This window comes from Acidovorax sp. FJL06, assembly GCF_003852545.1.
Classification (GTDB): domain Bacteria; phylum Pseudomonadota; class Gammaproteobacteria; order Burkholderiales; family Burkholderiaceae_C; genus Acidovorax.
This window is the reverse complement of record NZ_QAJR01000028.1, coordinates 23,317-37,516: the sequence shown is the minus strand read 5'-3', so window position 1 is coordinate 37,516 and position 14,200 is coordinate 23,317. Positions and strand designations below refer to the sequence as shown.

Below are 14,200 nucleotides of genomic sequence, written 5' to 3'. Positions count from 1 at the left end.
ACGGCCTCGCCCACCTGGGCCACGCCCGCGCTTTGTTCGTTGCTGGCGGCGCTGATCTCGCCCATGATGTCGGTCACGCGGCGGATGCTGCCCACCACCTCGTTCATGGTGTCGCCGGCCTTGTCCACCAGGGCGGTTCCCTGTTCCACGCGCTCCACGCTGGCGTTGATGAGGGCCTTGATCTCCTTGGCGGCTTCGGCGCTGCGGCCAGCCAGGCTGCGCACCTCCGAGGCCACCACCGCAAACCCGCGCCCTTGTTCGCCCGCGCGCGCGGCTTCCACCGCCGCATTCAGCGCGAGGATGTTGGTCTGGAAGGCGATGCTGTCGATCACGCCGATGATGTCGCTGATCTTGCGGCTGGCGTCGTTGATGCCCTTCATGGTTTCGACCACTTCGCCCACCACGGCGCCACCCTGCACCGCCACGTTCGAGGCGGTCAGCGCGAGCTGGTTGGCCTGGCGCGCGTTGTCGGCGTTGTGCCGCACGGCCGAGTTCAGCTCTTCCATGCTGGCGGCGGTCTGCTCCAGGGCGCTGGCCTGGTGCTCGGTGCGCGCGCTCAGGTCGTTGTTGCCCTGGGCGATTTCGGCACTGGCGTTCGACACCGATTCCGACCCCCGGCGCACGTTGTTCACCACGTTGGCCAGGTTGTTCTGCATCAGCTCCAGCGAGGCCATCAGCGCGCCCACCTCGTCCTTGCCATGCACCGGCACCGGGGCCGTGAGATCACCGGCCGCCACACGTTGGGCCAGGGCCTGGGCCTGGGCCAGGGGCACGGTGACGGAGCGGGCCAGCAGCCACGAGAACAGGGCGCTGAGCGCCACGCTCAGCACGCCGAGCGCAACCAGCAGGCGGCGGCTGGCCTGGCGGTTGTCCTCGATTTCCCGCCCCAGCCGGTCCACCTGCTCGCGCTGGTTGCGCAGCAGCTCGTCCATCTTGGCTGCGTATTTGTTCGCGTCGGGCATGAACTGCTTTTCCAGCAGGGTGTTGGCCTCGTCCACCTTGCCTTCCTTTTTCAGGGCAAAGATGGTGTCGCGGTTTTTCAAGTAGACGCTGCGCAGCTCGCCGATTTCCTGGAACAGCTTCTTCTCCGAGTCCAGGAACATCAGCGCCTCGACGGCCTTTTGCAGCTCGCCCGAGCTCTTGGACGATGCCTTGCTGTCTTCGGCAAAGAAGTCGGCCAGGGCCGGGTCGCTGCTGCGCGCGACGGCGGCTGTGCGCGTGATGCCGGTGCGCAGGTTGCGCGCCCAGTCGCTCACCAGGCGCTCGGTCTTGATGGGGTTTTGCACCATTTCTTCCGTGGCATCGGCCAAGGCGTTCAGGCGGGAGATGCTGAGGCCAATCACGCCCATGGACAGCAGCAGCACCAGGGCAAAGCCGAGCGCGAGGCGCTTGGCAACGGAGAGATGGGAGAGTGGGCTCATGGACAACCTGTGGTGGGAGTTGGTATGGGTTGAAATGGCGGGATTCGCTGGCGGCCGGGGCGGTGTCTGCGCACCCCCGTGTGCGGCGCCGTGGGGCAGGTAGTGTAAGAGTTTGTTACCCAATCGGGGCGTTCGGTGGTGGGCGCCGGGACGGGAATGCCGGTGCGTGGGGGAATGGACGGGTGGCACGCCCTAGACTCCCCGCATGACCAAGCGAATGACAACGTGGCGCCGCGCGGCGGGCCAGGGGCTGGTGGGCGCGGCCCTGGCATGGGGCGCTGCGTGGGCGCCAGGCGGGTGGGCGCAAACGGCGGGCGTGGCGCCTGCGGCCTTGCCGCCCGAGGTGGAGGCCGCCCTGGCCCGCACCCGGCTGCCGCGCGAGTCGCTCGCGGTGCTGGTGGCCGATGCCCAGGGCAGCGCGCGCGCCGCCCCCCGCCTGGCGCACCGCGCGCAGGTGCCCGTCAACCCGGCATCGGTGATGAAGCTGGTGACCACGTATGCGGCGCTGGAGCAGCTGGGCCCGGCCTATGTGTGGAACACCCCGGTCTATGTGCAGGGCACGGTGCAGGACGGCAGCCTGCGCGGCAATGTTTACGTCCAGGGGCAGGGCGACCCCAAGCTGGTCATGGAGCGCCTGTGGCTGCTGATGCGGCGCCTGCAGGGCCAGGGCGTCCAGGTCATCGTGGGCGACATCGTGCTCGACCGCACGGCGTTCGACGTGCCCGAGCAGGACCCGGCGCGGTTTGACGGCGAGCCGCTGCGCCCCTACAACGCGGCGCCCGACGCGCTGCTGCTCAACTTCAAGTCGTCGGTGATGACCTTTGTGCCCGATGCGGCCGCCGGGCTGGCGCGCATCCAGTACGACCCGCCGCTGGCCGGCGTGCAGCGCCAGCCCACCGTGGCGCTGGCTGCGCCCGGCACCGAATGTGGCGACTGGCGTGGTGCCCTGCGGGCCGAGCTGGCCGACCCCGCCAAGGTGAGTTTCCAGGGCGTGTACCCGGCCGCGTGCGGCGAGCGCGTGTGGCCCGTGGCCGCCGCTGACCCCCGGGGCTTTGCCGCGCGCGCGGTGGAGGGCATGTGGCGCGAGCTGGGCGGCAAGCTCACCGGCACGGTGCGCGATGGCAAGGTGCCGGCGGGCCTCAAGCCTGCGTTCGTGGCCACCTCGCCCGCCCTGGCCGAGGTGGTGCGCGATGTGAACAAGTACAGCAACAACGTGATGGCCCAGCAGGTGTTCCTGACCTTGGCGCTGCAGAAAAACGGCGTGGCGACCTTTGACGGCGCGCGCGAGGTGCTGCGCCAGTGGTGGCAGGCCCGCCTGGGCGATGTGGAGCAGCCGCTGGTGGACAACGGCGCCGGCCTGAGCCGCGACGCCCGCCTGACGGCCCAGGCGCTGGCCCGCATGCTGCAGCTGGCCTGGGCGTCCCCCGCCATGCCGGAGCTGCTGGCCTCGCTGCCCATCTCGGGGGTGGATGGCACGCTGCGCCGCAGCCAGAGCCGCGCGGGCACCGCCCACCTCAAGACCGGCAGCCTGCGCGATGTGATGGCGGTGGCGGGCTACGTGCACGCGGCCAGCGGGCGCCGCTATGTGCTGGTGGCGGTGGTCAACCACGCCAATGCGGGGGCCGCGCGGCCCGTGCTCGACAGCCTCATCGACTGGACGGCGCGCGACCAGTGAACCGCCGGGCAACCACCCTCCATCAATAATCACCGCCGTCCCGCACACCGTCCACCCGTCCACCATGCCACTCCAAGAACTGATCGGCTACCTGGCCGCCGCCCTCACCACCTGCAGCTTCGTGCCCCAGGCGCTGCAGACCTTTCGCACGCGGGATGTGAGCGGGATATCCCTGGGCATGTACAGCGTGTTCACGGCGGGCGTGGCGCTGTGGCTGGTCTATGGGCTGGCCCTGGCCGCCTGGCCCATCGTGGTGGCCAATGCCATCACGCTGGCGCTGGCCGGGGCCATCCTGGCCATGAAGCTGCGGTATGGCGCGCGCGGCGGCGCTGGCTGAGCGGGCGCGCTTCGGTCGCGGCGGTGTCGCATAGGCGTCTTCGCAGCCGGTATCCCGCGTTATCCCCAATGGATGCTGCAGCGCAGGTGCGCGCACGATGCATCGTTTTTCACTGACCCGAGGGACCCCTTCATGAACTATTTCCGTCTTACCTGTGTTGCTGCGGCTGCGCTTGTGCTTGTCGCCTGCGGTGGCTCCGACGACCCGGCGCGCGGCGCGCTGATCGACCCGCCGGCCGTGCTGGCCACGCTGACGGCGGCGCAGATCGATGCCAGCACCTCCAGCACCGGCCTGCAGGCCATCACGGGCAAGGCGAAATGCGATGTGAAGGTGGTTGCGCTCAACTACGCCACCGTGGGTGCCAAGAGCGGCGAAAACACCAATGCCTCGGGCGTGATGCTCGTGCCCGGCGGCAGCTGCACCACGGCGGCGCCGCTGGTGGCCTATGCCAAGGGCACCGATGTGCAAAAGCCCCGCACGCTGGCCAACCCGGCGGACACCGAAACCTTCCTGCTGGCCGCCATGTACGCGGCCCAGGGCTATGCCGTGGTGGCCACCGACTACCTGGGCTTTGCCAAGTCGGGCTACAACTTCCACCCCTACCTGCACGCCGACTCGGAAGCCACCTCGGTCATCGACTCGGTGCGCGCGGCGCGCAACGCGGCTAGCACAGTAGGGGCCAGCCTGTCGGGCAAGGTCATGTTCACGGGCTACTCGCAGGGCGGGCACTCGTCGATGGCGGCGCAGCGCGCGGCCGAGCGCGATTACGGGACCGAGTTCAACGTGGTGGCCGGTGCGCACCTGGCAGGGCCCTACAACCTCTCGGGCTCGCTGCGGATTCCCGATGCGATTGCCGGTGTGCAGTTCTTCGTGCCCTATCTCGTGACCTCGTGGCAGAAGGTCTATGGCGGCATCTACACCGATGTGAAGGACGTGTTCAAGGCCCCGTACTCGGGCTACATCGAGAACCTGCTGCCCAACCCCACGCTGAACTACGCCACCCTGCTGACCACCGGCACCCTGCCGGCCGGCACGCCCAACCAGGCGCGCGATGCGTTGTTCCAGTCGGCGTTCATCACGGGCTCGCAGACCAGCACCACCCACCCGCTGTACCTGGCGGCCAAAAAGAACGACCTGCTGGGCTGGACGCCCAAGGCGCGGGTCCTGCTGTGTGGTGGCGCGGGCGACCCCACCGTGCCGCCCGCCGTGCACCAGTCCGTCATGAAGGCCGACTTTGACAGCCGGGGTGTGACGAACGTGACCTCGGTCGACGTGGATGCCGCCGTGCAGGCCACCTACGGCCCCGGTGGCAAGGCCCCCACCGACCCCACCTCGGCGGCTTTTGCCACCTACTACGGCAGCTACCACGGCACCTACGAACCCCCGTTCTGCCACGCGCAGGCCAAGGCGGTGTTCGATACCGTCAAGTAGTCCCCTCACGCGCTGCGCGTTTTAGAACCCGCACCCTAAGAACCTGTTCAAGATTTTTTCGGGGTCGCACAAGTCCCTTGCCGGGATGGGATGCAAGGCGCGGTGCGCCGCCAATAGCTCGGCTATTGGCAAGCGCCGCAACGCCGCAGACCGCCCNNAGGGTTGGAGTGAAATCGGGTGATTGGACGCCCCGGCTGCTTGCATGGGCACGAGCCCATGCGGCGCACCCGGAGCATCCACTCATCCTGATTGCACTCCAATGCGATCCCCGAAAAGATCTTGAACAGGTTCTAAGCCCCACCGGTGTTAACCCGGTGGGGCTTTTTTGCTTCCGCACCTAAGATATTAGTAAATAGCACGGTCGTTCTATTTTTCTTATGCAAGCCAATTTGGCGGGAGTGAAAACCGATGGATTTCCAGCGCAAGGTGTTGTGGGTTTCTCTGGCAGCGGCGTCATTGCTGGCCGCGTGCGGCGGCGGCGGGGCAGACACCGCCCCCGTGGCGCCCATCAAGACCGTCAAGGTCATGGGGGACAGCATTGCCGACAGCGGCACTTTTGGCTTCAAGTTCACCGTGCAGGGCAGCGCGCCCACGGGCCCCGCGTCCACCCCCATCTGGCCTGAACTCGTGGCCAGCAGCTACGGCAACACGCTGTGCCCGCGCTATGTGTCCACGGGCAGCGCTTTCAACAACGCGGCCGGTTGCACCAACTACGCGATCGGGGGCGGGCGCATCAACCATTTCACGGCGCCCACGTCGCCAGTGTCCATCGTCAAGCAGTTGGCCGATGCCGGGGCCGATGGCTTCAGCGCGGGCGACCTGCTCTTGATCGATGGCGGCGGTAACGATGCGGCCGACCTCGTGGGTGCCTACCTCTCGGCGTCCAAGGACGGCGGTGCGGCTTATGGCGCCCTGCTCTCCACGCTGCTGCCCGCAGCCACCGTCAGTGCGGGCCTGGCCGGTGGTGCCACCGGCATGGCCCAGCTGGGTGGTGCCTACATGGTGGCGCTGGCCGACAAGTTCCATGCGGCCATCGAAGCCAACGCCCTGAACAAGGGGGCCCTGCGCGTTGCGGTGCTGAACATGCCGGCCATCGACAAGACCCCGCGCCTGCAACAGGTGCTGGGCGGCATCACGGCCAGCGCCGGGGCCGCCGCCAGCGCCCAGGTCCAGGGGCTGCTGAAGGCCTGGATGGAAGCCTTCAACGCGCAACTCGACAAGCGTTTCGCGGGCAACAGCAAGGTGGTGGTGGTGGACTTCTACACCTCCTTCAACGACCAGGTGGCCCGCCCGGCCCAGTATGGCCTGACCAACGCCAAGGACACCGCATGCCCGATCACGGGCGTGGGCACGGATGGTCTGCCCAGCTACACCTTCCCGACCTGCACGGCCGCAGCCCTGTCGGCCAAGACCCCGCCTGCGGGCGCCAGCGGCGGCGCGGACTGGTGGAAGACCTATGTGTTCTCCGACAGCTTCCATCCCACGCCTTACGGCCACCAGCTGGTCAGCCAGCTGGTGTCGCGCTCGCTGGCCCGTGCGGGCTGGCTGTAAACAACGGCGGTTCAAGGGTTCCTCATCATGAAGACAATCAAGCATTCCTCCGTATGGGCCGCAGGCGCCCTGGTGCTGGCAACCGCTGGCGGCGCGCAGGCGCAGACCGCCGGCAGCTGGCTGGTGCGGGCAGGCGCCACGCAGATCTCGCCGCAGGTGGGCAGCGGCGATCTCACCGCCCCCAGCTTCACGGGCACCCAGGTGGATGTGCGCGCCGACACGCAGTTGGCGGGCGGCGTCACCTACATGCTCACCGACCACTGGGCGGTGGACGTGCCGCTGGCCCTGCCTTTCAGGCACGACATCGTGGGGGCCGGCGCGATTGCCGGCGTGGGCAAGATCGGCGAGGTCAAGGTGCTGCCCATGACCGTGTTTGCGCAGTACCGCTTCCTGGAGGCCCATGCCCGCGTGCGGCCCTATGTGGGCCTGGGCGTGACCTATGCCAGGTTCTTCAAGGAACGCGGCACGGCGGCGCTGACCGGCCTGACGGGGGGGAGCCCCGCGCGCCCCACCACGCTGAGCGCCGAGTCGCGGTTTGGCCTGACCCCCCAGGTGGGGGTGAGCGTGGTGCTGAACGACCAGTGGTCGCTGGACCTGGCCTACTACAAGACGTTCGTCAAGACGCGCAATACGCTGTCCACGGGCCAGACCATCGATGTGAAGCTCAACCCCAATGTGGTGGCGTTGGGCGTGGTCTACCGGTTCTGACCTGCGCGGGGCGGGGGCCCATGCCGCCCACAAAAAAGGCCGCCCTGCCGGGCGGCCTTGTTGCTGGTGCGTTGAGTTCAGCCCCGGGCTGGCTTACCAGCGCGCGCGCAGGCGGCCGTAGGCATAGGTGCCAAACTGGCGCTGGGCAGACGGCGTGAGGTAGACCGGGTCGGCAAACACGAACGAGGTCTGGCTGGCGCCCGACAGCAGCGTGGAGCTGTTGCACAGGGCCGAGTTGACCTGGCCGGCGCCTATGCCGATGCCGTTGGTGGCGTCCACCGAGGTGCACACTGCCGCCGTGGCGTTGTTGAAGCCATAGTTGCCGGGCACGCTGGTGTACAGGTTCACGTAGTAGGCCGAGTCCACGTACAGCACGTTGGCACCCAGGTCCACGATGCCCACGAGCAGGCCTTCATTGAAGCGGCTGCTGGCGTTGGTCAGCAGGGCTTCGCGGCCAATGGTCTTGGCCCAGGGGGTCTTGCTCAGGTCGTAGGTGCCGGTCACCACCACGTACTTGGCGCCCGCCGTCACCAGGCGGCGCACCTGGGCGGCCAGGTCTTCGCCGGCCTTGCGTGCAGCGGCCACCATGGCGGCCTCGGTCTGGGTGCCTGCGGTCACGGCGGCCATGCCGGCGATCACGTCGCTGACGCCCCCGCTCACGATCACCACATCGGAGCCCCCGAAGCTGCCGCTGGCCAAAAAGGCGTCGATCTGCTCGGTGATGGTGCGGGTGCTGGCGTTGCCTGCGGCGTCGGGCTTGGCGCTGACGCGGGCGTTGCCCGTGGCATAGCTGGTGCCGCCTGCGGACACGGGCGTGAGCGATTTGCCGTAGTTGGCGACCAGCTGCAAGGTCCAGTTGTTGACGCTGCCATCGTTGACCGTGTAGCGCGAACCGTTTTGTCCCACATCGTTCATGGCGTCGCCAAACGCGACGAAGCGCTGGGGCGTGATGGCCGATTCAGTGGTGCTGGAACCGCAGGCCGCGAGCAACGCGGCCGATGCACATGCGGCGACCATGACGGTGCGGCGCATCCAATTTGCTGCCATGTATTTCTCCAGAAAAGTGGGGGGTAGTTTAACGACGCAAAGTCAACGCATGTAAAGCGGCTGTCCGGTGCGTTGGCGGCGTCTCCCCTCCCGCGCGCAGCGCGAGAGAGGGGGGAAGGCGCGCAGCGCCTCCGGGAGGTGTCTCATGCCGCCGCCGCGCGCTGCAGGCGGTCGCGCACGCCTTCCCACTCGGGGCCGGCGGGCGGGGCCTCGATCCAGATCAGCTTCACGCCCTCGTCGTCAAAGCCGCGCAGCACGGCAAACAGCTGCTGGGCTGTGGCTGCCGCATCGTCGGGCATGCGCCGCAGGACGAGCTGCGGCGAATGTGTGCGCAGCGCACAGCGGGCATAGACCGCAATGTGGGCCGCCTCGGCGCCCAGCAGGTCCAGGCTGGTCTGCAGGGCCTTGGCGTCCATCAGGCGCACCTTGGCAGCGGGGGCATAGTGCGCCTCCAGCGTGCCCGAGGCGCGGGGGGTGAGCGCGGGCAGGTCTTCCTTGGACAGCGGCGCGATGCCGCAGGCCGCAGCGATCTGCGCGCGCGTGATGGCCCCGGGGCGCAGCAGCACAGGCACGCCGCGGGTGCAGTCCACGATGGTGCTTTCAATGCCCACGCCGCAGGGGCCGCCGTCCAGCACCAGCAGGTCGGCGCCCAGTTCGTCCTGCACATGCTGGGCGGTGGTGGGGCTCACGCGACCAAAGCGGTTGGCGCTGGGGGCGGCCACGCCCCACACGGGGGCGCCGCCCTGGTCGCTGCTGCCATCGACTGGGGCCGCACAGGCCTCCAGCAGGGCGTGCGCCACCGGATGGGCCGGGCAGCGCAGGCCCACGCTGTCCTGGCCGCCCGTGGCCGCCGTGGCCACGCCGGGCAGGCGCGGCAGGATGAGCGTGAGCGGGCCGGGCCAGAAGGCATCGACCAGCTTCTGCGCGAAGCCGGGCACCTCGCTGGCAAAGTGCGCAATGCCCTGGGCATTGGCCACATGCACGATGAGCGGGTGGTCGCTGGGGCGCCCCTTGGCCGCAAAGATCTGGGCCACGGCCGCATCGCTGCTGGCGTCGGCGGCCAGGCCGTACACGGTTTCGGTGGGCAGGCCCAGCAGCGCGCCGCTGCGCACGGCGCGGGCTGCGGCGGCGATGGCCTGGGGATCGTTGCCGTCAAGGATCATGGTCAGAACGCGGCAAGGCCCAGCAGTGCGGCAGCCTTCAAGGCCGTGGCGCGTGCGGCCTCGGGTGTGGGGCCGGTCACGTTGAGGTGGCCCATCTTGCGGCCCCGTTTGGCGTCGCGTTTGCCATACAGATGCAGGTGGGTGCCGGGCAGCGCCAGCACCTCGGCCCAGGGTGGAGTCTGCTCGATGTCGCTTTGGGCAAACCACAGGTCGCCCAGCAGGTTGAGCATCACGGCCGGGCTGTGCTGGCGCGGCGGGGTCAGCGGCAGGCGGGCCATGGTGCGCACCTGCAGCTCGAACTGCGACACGTCGCAGGCGTCCTGGCTGTAGTGGCCGCTGTTGTGCGGGCGCGGGGCGATCTCGTTGACAACCAGGCTGCCGTCCTGCAGCACGAAGAACTCCACGCACAGCACGCCCACGTACTGCAGGCCTTCTGCTACGGATTTTGCAGCTGCTACCGCTTGCGCAGCAAGCGCTGGCGGCAGATTTCCTTCATACACCTCGGTCACGGCCAGGATGCCCCCCAGGTGCAGGTTGCGCTGCACCGGCAGGTGCACTATGGCGCCATCGTGGCCCCGGGCCACGATCACCGAGCATTCCAGCGCCAGCGGCAGCATCTTCTCCAGCACGCAGGGCACGTTGCCAACCGCATCCCAGGCTGCGGCCAGCTCGGCGGCGGTTTGCACGCGCACCTGGCCCTTGCCGTCGTAGCCCATGCGGGCGGTCTTGAGGATGCCGGGCAGCAGATCCGGTGAGGTCGCGGCCAGTTGTTCGGCCGTCTCGATGACCGCGTAGGGCGCGCAGGGCACACCGCAGGCCACGAAGTGGGCCTTCTCGCGCGCGCGGTCCTGCGCCACCGACACCGCGCTGGCGGCGGGCGACACGGGCCGCCGTGCGGCCAGCGTGGCCAGCGCGGCGGCGGGTACGTTCTCGAATTCGGTGGTCACTGCATCCGACAGCCGTGCCAGCTCGGCCAGGCCCTGCGGATCGTCGTAGTCCGTCTGGATGTGGTGGTGGCTCACCAGCCCGGCGGGGCTGGTGGGGTCGGCGTCCAGCACGGCCGTGAAGTAGCCCATGGCCTGGGCTTGGTGCACGAACATGCGGCCCAGCTGGCCGCCGCCCAGCACGCCCAGCGTGGCGCCGGGCAGCAGCGGCTTGAGAGAGGCGTCGTCGGGGCTCATGCGGCAGGCGGCAGGGTCATGTTGCGCGCCACCTCGGTCTGTTCCGCGCGGAAGGCTTCCAGGCGCTGGCGCAGTTCAGGGCTTTCGCTGGCCAGCAGGGCCACGGCAAACAGTGCGGCATTGGCGGCGCCCGCCGTGCCGATGGCGAATGTGGCCACCGGGATGCCCTTGGGCATCTGCACGATGGAGTGCAGCGAATCCACGCCCTGCAGGTGGCGGCTGGCCACGGGCACGCCCAGCACGGGCACGGTGGTCTTGGCTGCGATCATGCCGGGCAGGTGGGCGGCGCCGCCCGCGCCGGCGATGATGGCCTTCAGGCCCCGGCTGGCGGCCGCTTCGGCGTAGGCGAACATGTCGTCGGGCATGCGGTGGGCCGAGACCACGCGGGCCTCGTGCGGGATGCCGAACTGTTCAAGAATCTGCACTGCATGCTGCATGGTGTCCCAGTCGCTGCTGGAACCCATGACCACGCCGATCTGGATGGGTTTCATGGTGGTTTGAGGGTGGCGGCAGTGCGCAGGGCCTGCCGCACCGCTGTGGGTGGAATCCGCGATTTTACTTTTTGCGCCTCCCTGCGCAGCCTGGGGCTGTTTTCATGGGCCAAAATAGCGCGAACCCACCAGCTTCACCGGCCTTGGCCCGGCACCATCCATCATGATTGACGTCACCGTAGAGAACTTTGAAGCCGAGGTGGTTGCCGCCTCGATGAACGTGCCCGTGCTGGTGGACTTCTGGGCGCCCTGGTGCGGCCCCTGCAAGTCGCTGGGCCCGGTGCTGGAAAAGCTCGAAACCGAATACGCCGGCCGCTTCAAGCTCGCCAAGATCGACTCCGACCAGGAGCAGCAGCTCGCCGGCATGTTCGGTATCCGCAGCATCCCGACCTGCGTGCTGCTCATGAACGGCCAGCCCGTCGATGGCTTCATGGGCGCCCTGCCCGAAGGCCAGGTGCGCGCCTTCCTCGACAAGCATGTGCCCAGCGCCGAAGAAATGGTGGCAGAAGCCGAGGAAGAAGAAGCCCAGGACGCCCTGGCCGATGGCGACACGGGCACGGCCCTCGAAAAGCTGCAGCACGCGGTGGTGACCGACCCGTCCAACGACGATGCGCGCTTCGACTACGTCAAGCTGCTGCTGCAGCTGCGCCGCGAGGACGACGCCAAGGTCGCGTTTGCCCCCGTGATCGCCAAGGCCGCCGCTTCGCGCAAGCTGGGCGCCTTGAAGGCCTGGATGGATGCTCTTGATTTCGTAGCTGCTGGCGCTTACGGGGAGGGCGCTGAAGCGGAGTTTGATGCAAAAATCGCCGCCAACAAGCGCGACTTCGACACCCGCTACGCCCGTGCCCGCTGGCTGATGGCCCAGCAGCGCTGGACCGACGCCATGGATGAACTGCTCGAAATCCTCATGCGCGACAAGGCCTGGAACGAAGAGATCGCCCGCAAGACCTATGTCGCCATCCTCGAAGTCATCGAGGCCCCCAAGCCCAAGGTGGCCGAAGGCCAGATCCCGCCCGAAGACCCGGTGGTGGCGACCTACCGGCGCCGGCTGTCGAGTGTGGTGCTGAGCTGAAAGCCTGTGAAGGGGTGAGAGGGTGCATGGTGCGGATGCGTTCACCACGCGGATGCGGCCGTATCGGCCCCTGCCGGCGGGGCGCTTGCACGGCGCGGTGACATCCCGCCTGTCCGTGGTGGCACTGTGCTGCAGCCTCCTGCTGGGGTGTGCCGGCCGGCCGCCCGCCCCCGATGCCATCGTCTCTGGCGTGGCCCTGGCCCGCGAGCGTGTGGTGCTGCCCCCCGAGGCCGTGTTCGAGGCCACGCTGCTGGATGTGACCCACCCTGACATGCCTCCGGTGGTGCTGGGCCGCCAGCGCCGCGCCCCTGCAGGGCAGGCGCCGTATGCAATCTGGATTCCCTACCCCTCCTCGCGCTTTGTGCCCAAGGGGCACTACGAGGTGCGCGCGACGGTGACGCTCGAAGGCCGCCTGCTGCTGGCGACGGACAAGCGCCATCCGGTGCCGCAGGACGCCGCGTTTCGCCGCGTGGATGTCCAGTTGCAGCGGTTGCCGCCGCAGTCCGCCACGGTGGACGCTGGGGTGCCCCTGGTGCTGACGTACTGGCGGCTGGTGGAGATGGAGGGTGAGGCGGTGGCCCCTCCGGGAGCGGGGGCGGTGGCCCCGCACCTGGTGCTGCAGGCGGACGAGGCCCGTGTGACGGGCTCGGGCGGGTGCAACCGGTTTCTGGCCGATTACACGCTGCAGGGGGCGCGGCTGCGCTTTGAGCGCCTGGTCTCCAACATCGCGCTGTGCTTGCAGGCGGGCGGGGCGGAGGGGCGCTTTTTCGAGGCGCTGTCGGCGGTGCAGAGCTTTCGGCAACAAGGCGCGCAGCTGGTGTTGCGGGGCAGCGAGGGGCAGACGCTGCTGCGCTTCGAGTCTGCGGAGACCCGCTTGGATTGACCGCCGTTTGGCGGGGCGGCCTCCAAGGCCCCAGGGTCCCATGGGGCCAGTCCATGGTTCGCGGGTTGGCGGGGGTGCACGCCTGCGGCCCCCACCTGTGGCTTACCGGGCGGTGAGCCGCTCCAGCGCTTCGCGGTACTTGGCGGCCGTCTTCTCGATCACCTCCTGCGGCAGGCGGGGCGCGGGCGCGGTCTTGTCCCAGGGCTTGCCGCCCACCTTGGCCTGCTCCAGCCAGTCGCGCACGAACTGCTTGTCGTAGCTGGGCGGGTTGGCGCCCTGGGCCAGCGCGTCGGCATAGCCTTCCACGGGCCAGTAGCGCGAGCTGTCGGGGGTGAGCACCTCGTCCATCAGCACCAGCGTGCCATCGGGCGCCAGGCCGAATTCGAACTTGGTGTCGGCAATGATCATGCCCTTGGTGAGTGCGATCTCGGCGGCGGCCTGGTAGATGGCGATGCTCAGATCGCGGATGCGCGTGGCCAGATCCAGGCCAATCATCTCGACGGTGCGCTCGAAGGTGATGTTCTCGTCATGTTCGCCCACGGCGGCCTTGGCGGCCGGCGTGTAGATGGGCGCGGGCAGCTTGGCGGCGTTGGTCAGGCCCTCGGGCAGCGGCACGCCGCAGACGGCGCGCGATTCCTGGTATTCCTTCCAGCCGCTGCCGGCCAGGTAGCCGCGCACCACGGCTTCCACCGGGATGGGCTTGAGCCGCTGCACCAGCATCGAGCGGCCGCGCACCTGGGCCACCTCTTCGGGCGTGACCGCGCTCTCGGGCGCATCGCCCGTGAGGTGGTTGGGGCAGATGTGGCCGAGCTTGTCGAACCAGAACAGGGCCATCTGCGTGAGCAGTTCGCCCTTGCCGGGAATGGGCTCGCCCATGATGACGTCGAAGGCCGAGAGGCGGTCGCTGGCCACCATCAGGATGCGGTCATCGCCCACGGCGTAGTTGTCGCGCACCTTGCCGCGTGCCAGCAGGGGCAGCGACGTGAGGGCAGAGGTGTGCAGGGCGTTGGAGCTGGGCTGGGTCATGGTGTCGGTGTGGGCGGGCGATGGTGCCGTGTCCGCTGCGGGCAGGCCGGTGAACGTTGGGCGTAAAAACAGGTGCGGGAACCTCGTTCCACGCAAGCTGCGGATTTTACGCGCCGGCGTGGTGCCTGCACCTGCCGTCGGCCGGCACAGGGCCTGTGCCGCTGCGGGCGCTTCCCGCATGCCTCGCGCGTTTCCCCATGTTGCGGCACACTGT

13 protein-coding genes are annotated in these 14,200 nt (G+C 68.7%); 7 read left to right on the top strand and 6 right to left on the bottom strand.

Going from position 1 to position 14,200, the window contains the following annotated elements:
- Positions 1-1,421: methyl-accepting chemotaxis protein (locus DBV10_RS15935; RefSeq protein WP_233589949.1), on the bottom strand; the 1,421-nt coding region annotated here is incomplete at its 3' end.
- Positions 1,422-1,626: 205 nt separating this feature from the next.
- Between DBV10_RS15935 and dacB the strand changes: the two genes are divergently transcribed.
- The 5 genes from dacB to DBV10_RS15910 all read left to right on the top strand — a co-directional run bounded on the left by dacB (position 1,627) and on the right by DBV10_RS15910 (position 7,123).
- Positions 1,627-3,096, top strand: a complete 1,470-nt coding sequence (dacB, locus tag DBV10_RS15930) for a D-alanyl-D-alanine carboxypeptidase/D-alanyl-D-alanine-endopeptidase (protein ID WP_124514594.1) — start codon at positions 1,627-1,629, stop codon at positions 3,094-3,096.
- Positions 3,097-3,160: 64 nt separating this feature from the next.
- On the top strand, positions 3,161-3,433 hold the full coding sequence (locus tag DBV10_RS15925) for a SemiSWEET transporter (RefSeq protein ID WP_124514593.1): 273 nt from the start codon (positions 3,161-3,163) through the stop codon (positions 3,431-3,433).
- Positions 3,434-3,565: 132 nt separating this feature from the next.
- Positions 3,566-4,864, top strand: coding sequence for a lipase family protein (locus DBV10_RS15920; RefSeq protein ID WP_124514592.1), 1,299 nt, complete (start codon positions 3,566-3,568; stop codon positions 4,862-4,864).
- Positions 4,865-5,272: 408 nt separating this feature from the next.
- The gene (locus DBV10_RS15915; protein WP_124514591.1) at positions 5,273-6,415 is read left to right on the top strand and encodes an SGNH/GDSL hydrolase family protein; all 1,143 of its coding nucleotides are present in this window, start codon (positions 5,273-5,275) and stop codon (positions 6,413-6,415) included.
- Between the two features lie 27 nt (positions 6,416-6,442).
- Positions 6,443-7,123, top strand: coding sequence for an OmpW family protein (locus DBV10_RS15910; protein WP_124514590.1), 681 nt, complete (start codon positions 6,443-6,445; stop codon positions 7,121-7,123).
- 93 nt (positions 7,124-7,216) lie between these two features.
- Here the strand turns inward: DBV10_RS15910 and DBV10_RS15905 are convergent, their stop codons facing one another.
- The 4 genes from DBV10_RS15905 to purE all read right to left on the bottom strand — a co-directional run bounded on the left by DBV10_RS15905 (position 7,217) and on the right by purE (position 11,005).
- Positions 7,217-8,170 carry an SGNH/GDSL hydrolase family protein gene (locus DBV10_RS15905; RefSeq protein ID WP_124514589.1) on the bottom strand — a complete coding sequence of 318 codons (954 nt, stop codon included), beginning with the start codon at positions 8,168-8,170 and terminating at the stop codon, positions 7,217-7,219.
- A gap of 143 nt (positions 8,171-8,313) precedes the next feature.
- Positions 8,314-9,333, bottom strand: coding sequence for an L-threonylcarbamoyladenylate synthase (locus DBV10_RS15895; RefSeq protein WP_124514588.1), 1,020 nt, complete (start codon positions 9,331-9,333; stop codon positions 8,314-8,316).
- Between the two features lie 2 nt (positions 9,334-9,335).
- Positions 9,336-10,514, bottom strand: a complete 1,179-nt coding sequence (locus tag DBV10_RS15890; protein ID WP_124514587.1) for a 5-(carboxyamino)imidazole ribonucleotide synthase — start codon at positions 10,512-10,514, stop codon at positions 9,336-9,338.
- Entirely contained in the window at positions 10,511-11,005 is a 495-nt protein-coding gene (gene purE / locus DBV10_RS15885; RefSeq protein WP_124514586.1) for a 5-(carboxyamino)imidazole ribonucleotide mutase, read from the bottom strand. Before purE ends, DBV10_RS15890 begins: the two co-directional genes overlap by 4 nt.
- Positions 11,006-11,168: 163 nt before the next feature.
- Between purE and trxA the strand changes: the two genes are divergently transcribed.
- Together trxA and DBV10_RS15875 are read left to right on the top strand one after the other, a co-directional pair.
- Positions 11,169-12,077 carry a thioredoxin gene (gene trxA, locus DBV10_RS15880; protein WP_124514585.1) on the top strand — a complete coding sequence of 303 codons (909 nt, stop codon included), beginning with the start codon at positions 11,169-11,171 and terminating at the stop codon, positions 12,075-12,077.
- 97 nt (positions 12,078-12,174) lie between these two features.
- On the top strand, positions 12,175-12,960 hold the full coding sequence (locus tag DBV10_RS15875; protein WP_233589948.1) for an META domain-containing protein: 786 nt from the start codon (positions 12,175-12,177) through the stop codon (positions 12,958-12,960).
- Positions 12,961-13,062: 102 nt separating this feature from the next.
- Here DBV10_RS15875 and DBV10_RS15870 read toward each other — a convergent pair whose 3' ends face one another.
- A complete protein-coding gene (locus DBV10_RS15870) occupies positions 13,063-13,986 on the bottom strand; it encodes a phosphoribosylaminoimidazolesuccinocarboxamide synthase (RefSeq protein WP_124514584.1) in 924 nt (307 codons plus the stop codon).
- Positions 13,987-14,200 lie beyond the last annotated feature (214 nt).

Bases quoted from the DNA above. Each gene is read 5' to 3' on its own strand.
- DBV10_RS15895 (WP_124514588.1), bottom strand. From the start codon at position 9,333: ATGATCCTTGACGGCAACGATCCCCAGGCCATCGCCGCCGCAGCCCGC.
- dacB (WP_124514594.1), top strand. From the start codon at position 1,627: ATGACCAAGCGAATGACAACGTGGCGCCGCGCGGCGGGCCAGGGGCTG.
- DBV10_RS15910 (WP_124514590.1), top strand. From the start codon at position 6,443: ATGAAGACAATCAAGCATTCCTCCGTATGGGCCGCAGGCGCCCTGGTG.
- DBV10_RS15905 (WP_124514589.1), bottom strand. From the start codon at position 8,170: ATGGCAGCAAATTGGATGCGCCGCACCGTCATGGTCGCCGCATGTGCA.
- trxA (WP_124514585.1), top strand. From the start codon at position 11,169: ATGATTGACGTCACCGTAGAGAACTTTGAAGCCGAGGTGGTTGCCGCC.
- DBV10_RS15870 (WP_124514584.1), bottom strand. From the start codon at position 13,986: ATGACCCAGCCCAGCTCCAACGCCCTGCACACCTCTGCCCTCACGTCG.
- DBV10_RS15890 (WP_124514587.1), bottom strand. From the start codon at position 10,514: ATGAGCCCCGACGACGCCTCTCTCAAGCCGCTGCTGCCCGGCGCCACG.
- DBV10_RS15925 (WP_124514593.1), top strand. From the start codon at position 3,161: ATGCCACTCCAAGAACTGATCGGCTACCTGGCCGCCGCCCTCACCACC.
- purE (WP_124514586.1), bottom strand. From the start codon at position 11,005: ATGAAACCCATCCAGATCGGCGTGGTCATGGGTTCCAGCAGCGACTGG.
- DBV10_RS15915 (WP_124514591.1), top strand. From the start codon at position 5,273: ATGGATTTCCAGCGCAAGGTGTTGTGGGTTTCTCTGGCAGCGGCGTCA.
- DBV10_RS15920 (WP_124514592.1), top strand. From the start codon at position 3,566: ATGAACTATTTCCGTCTTACCTGTGTTGCTGCGGCTGCGCTTGTGCTT.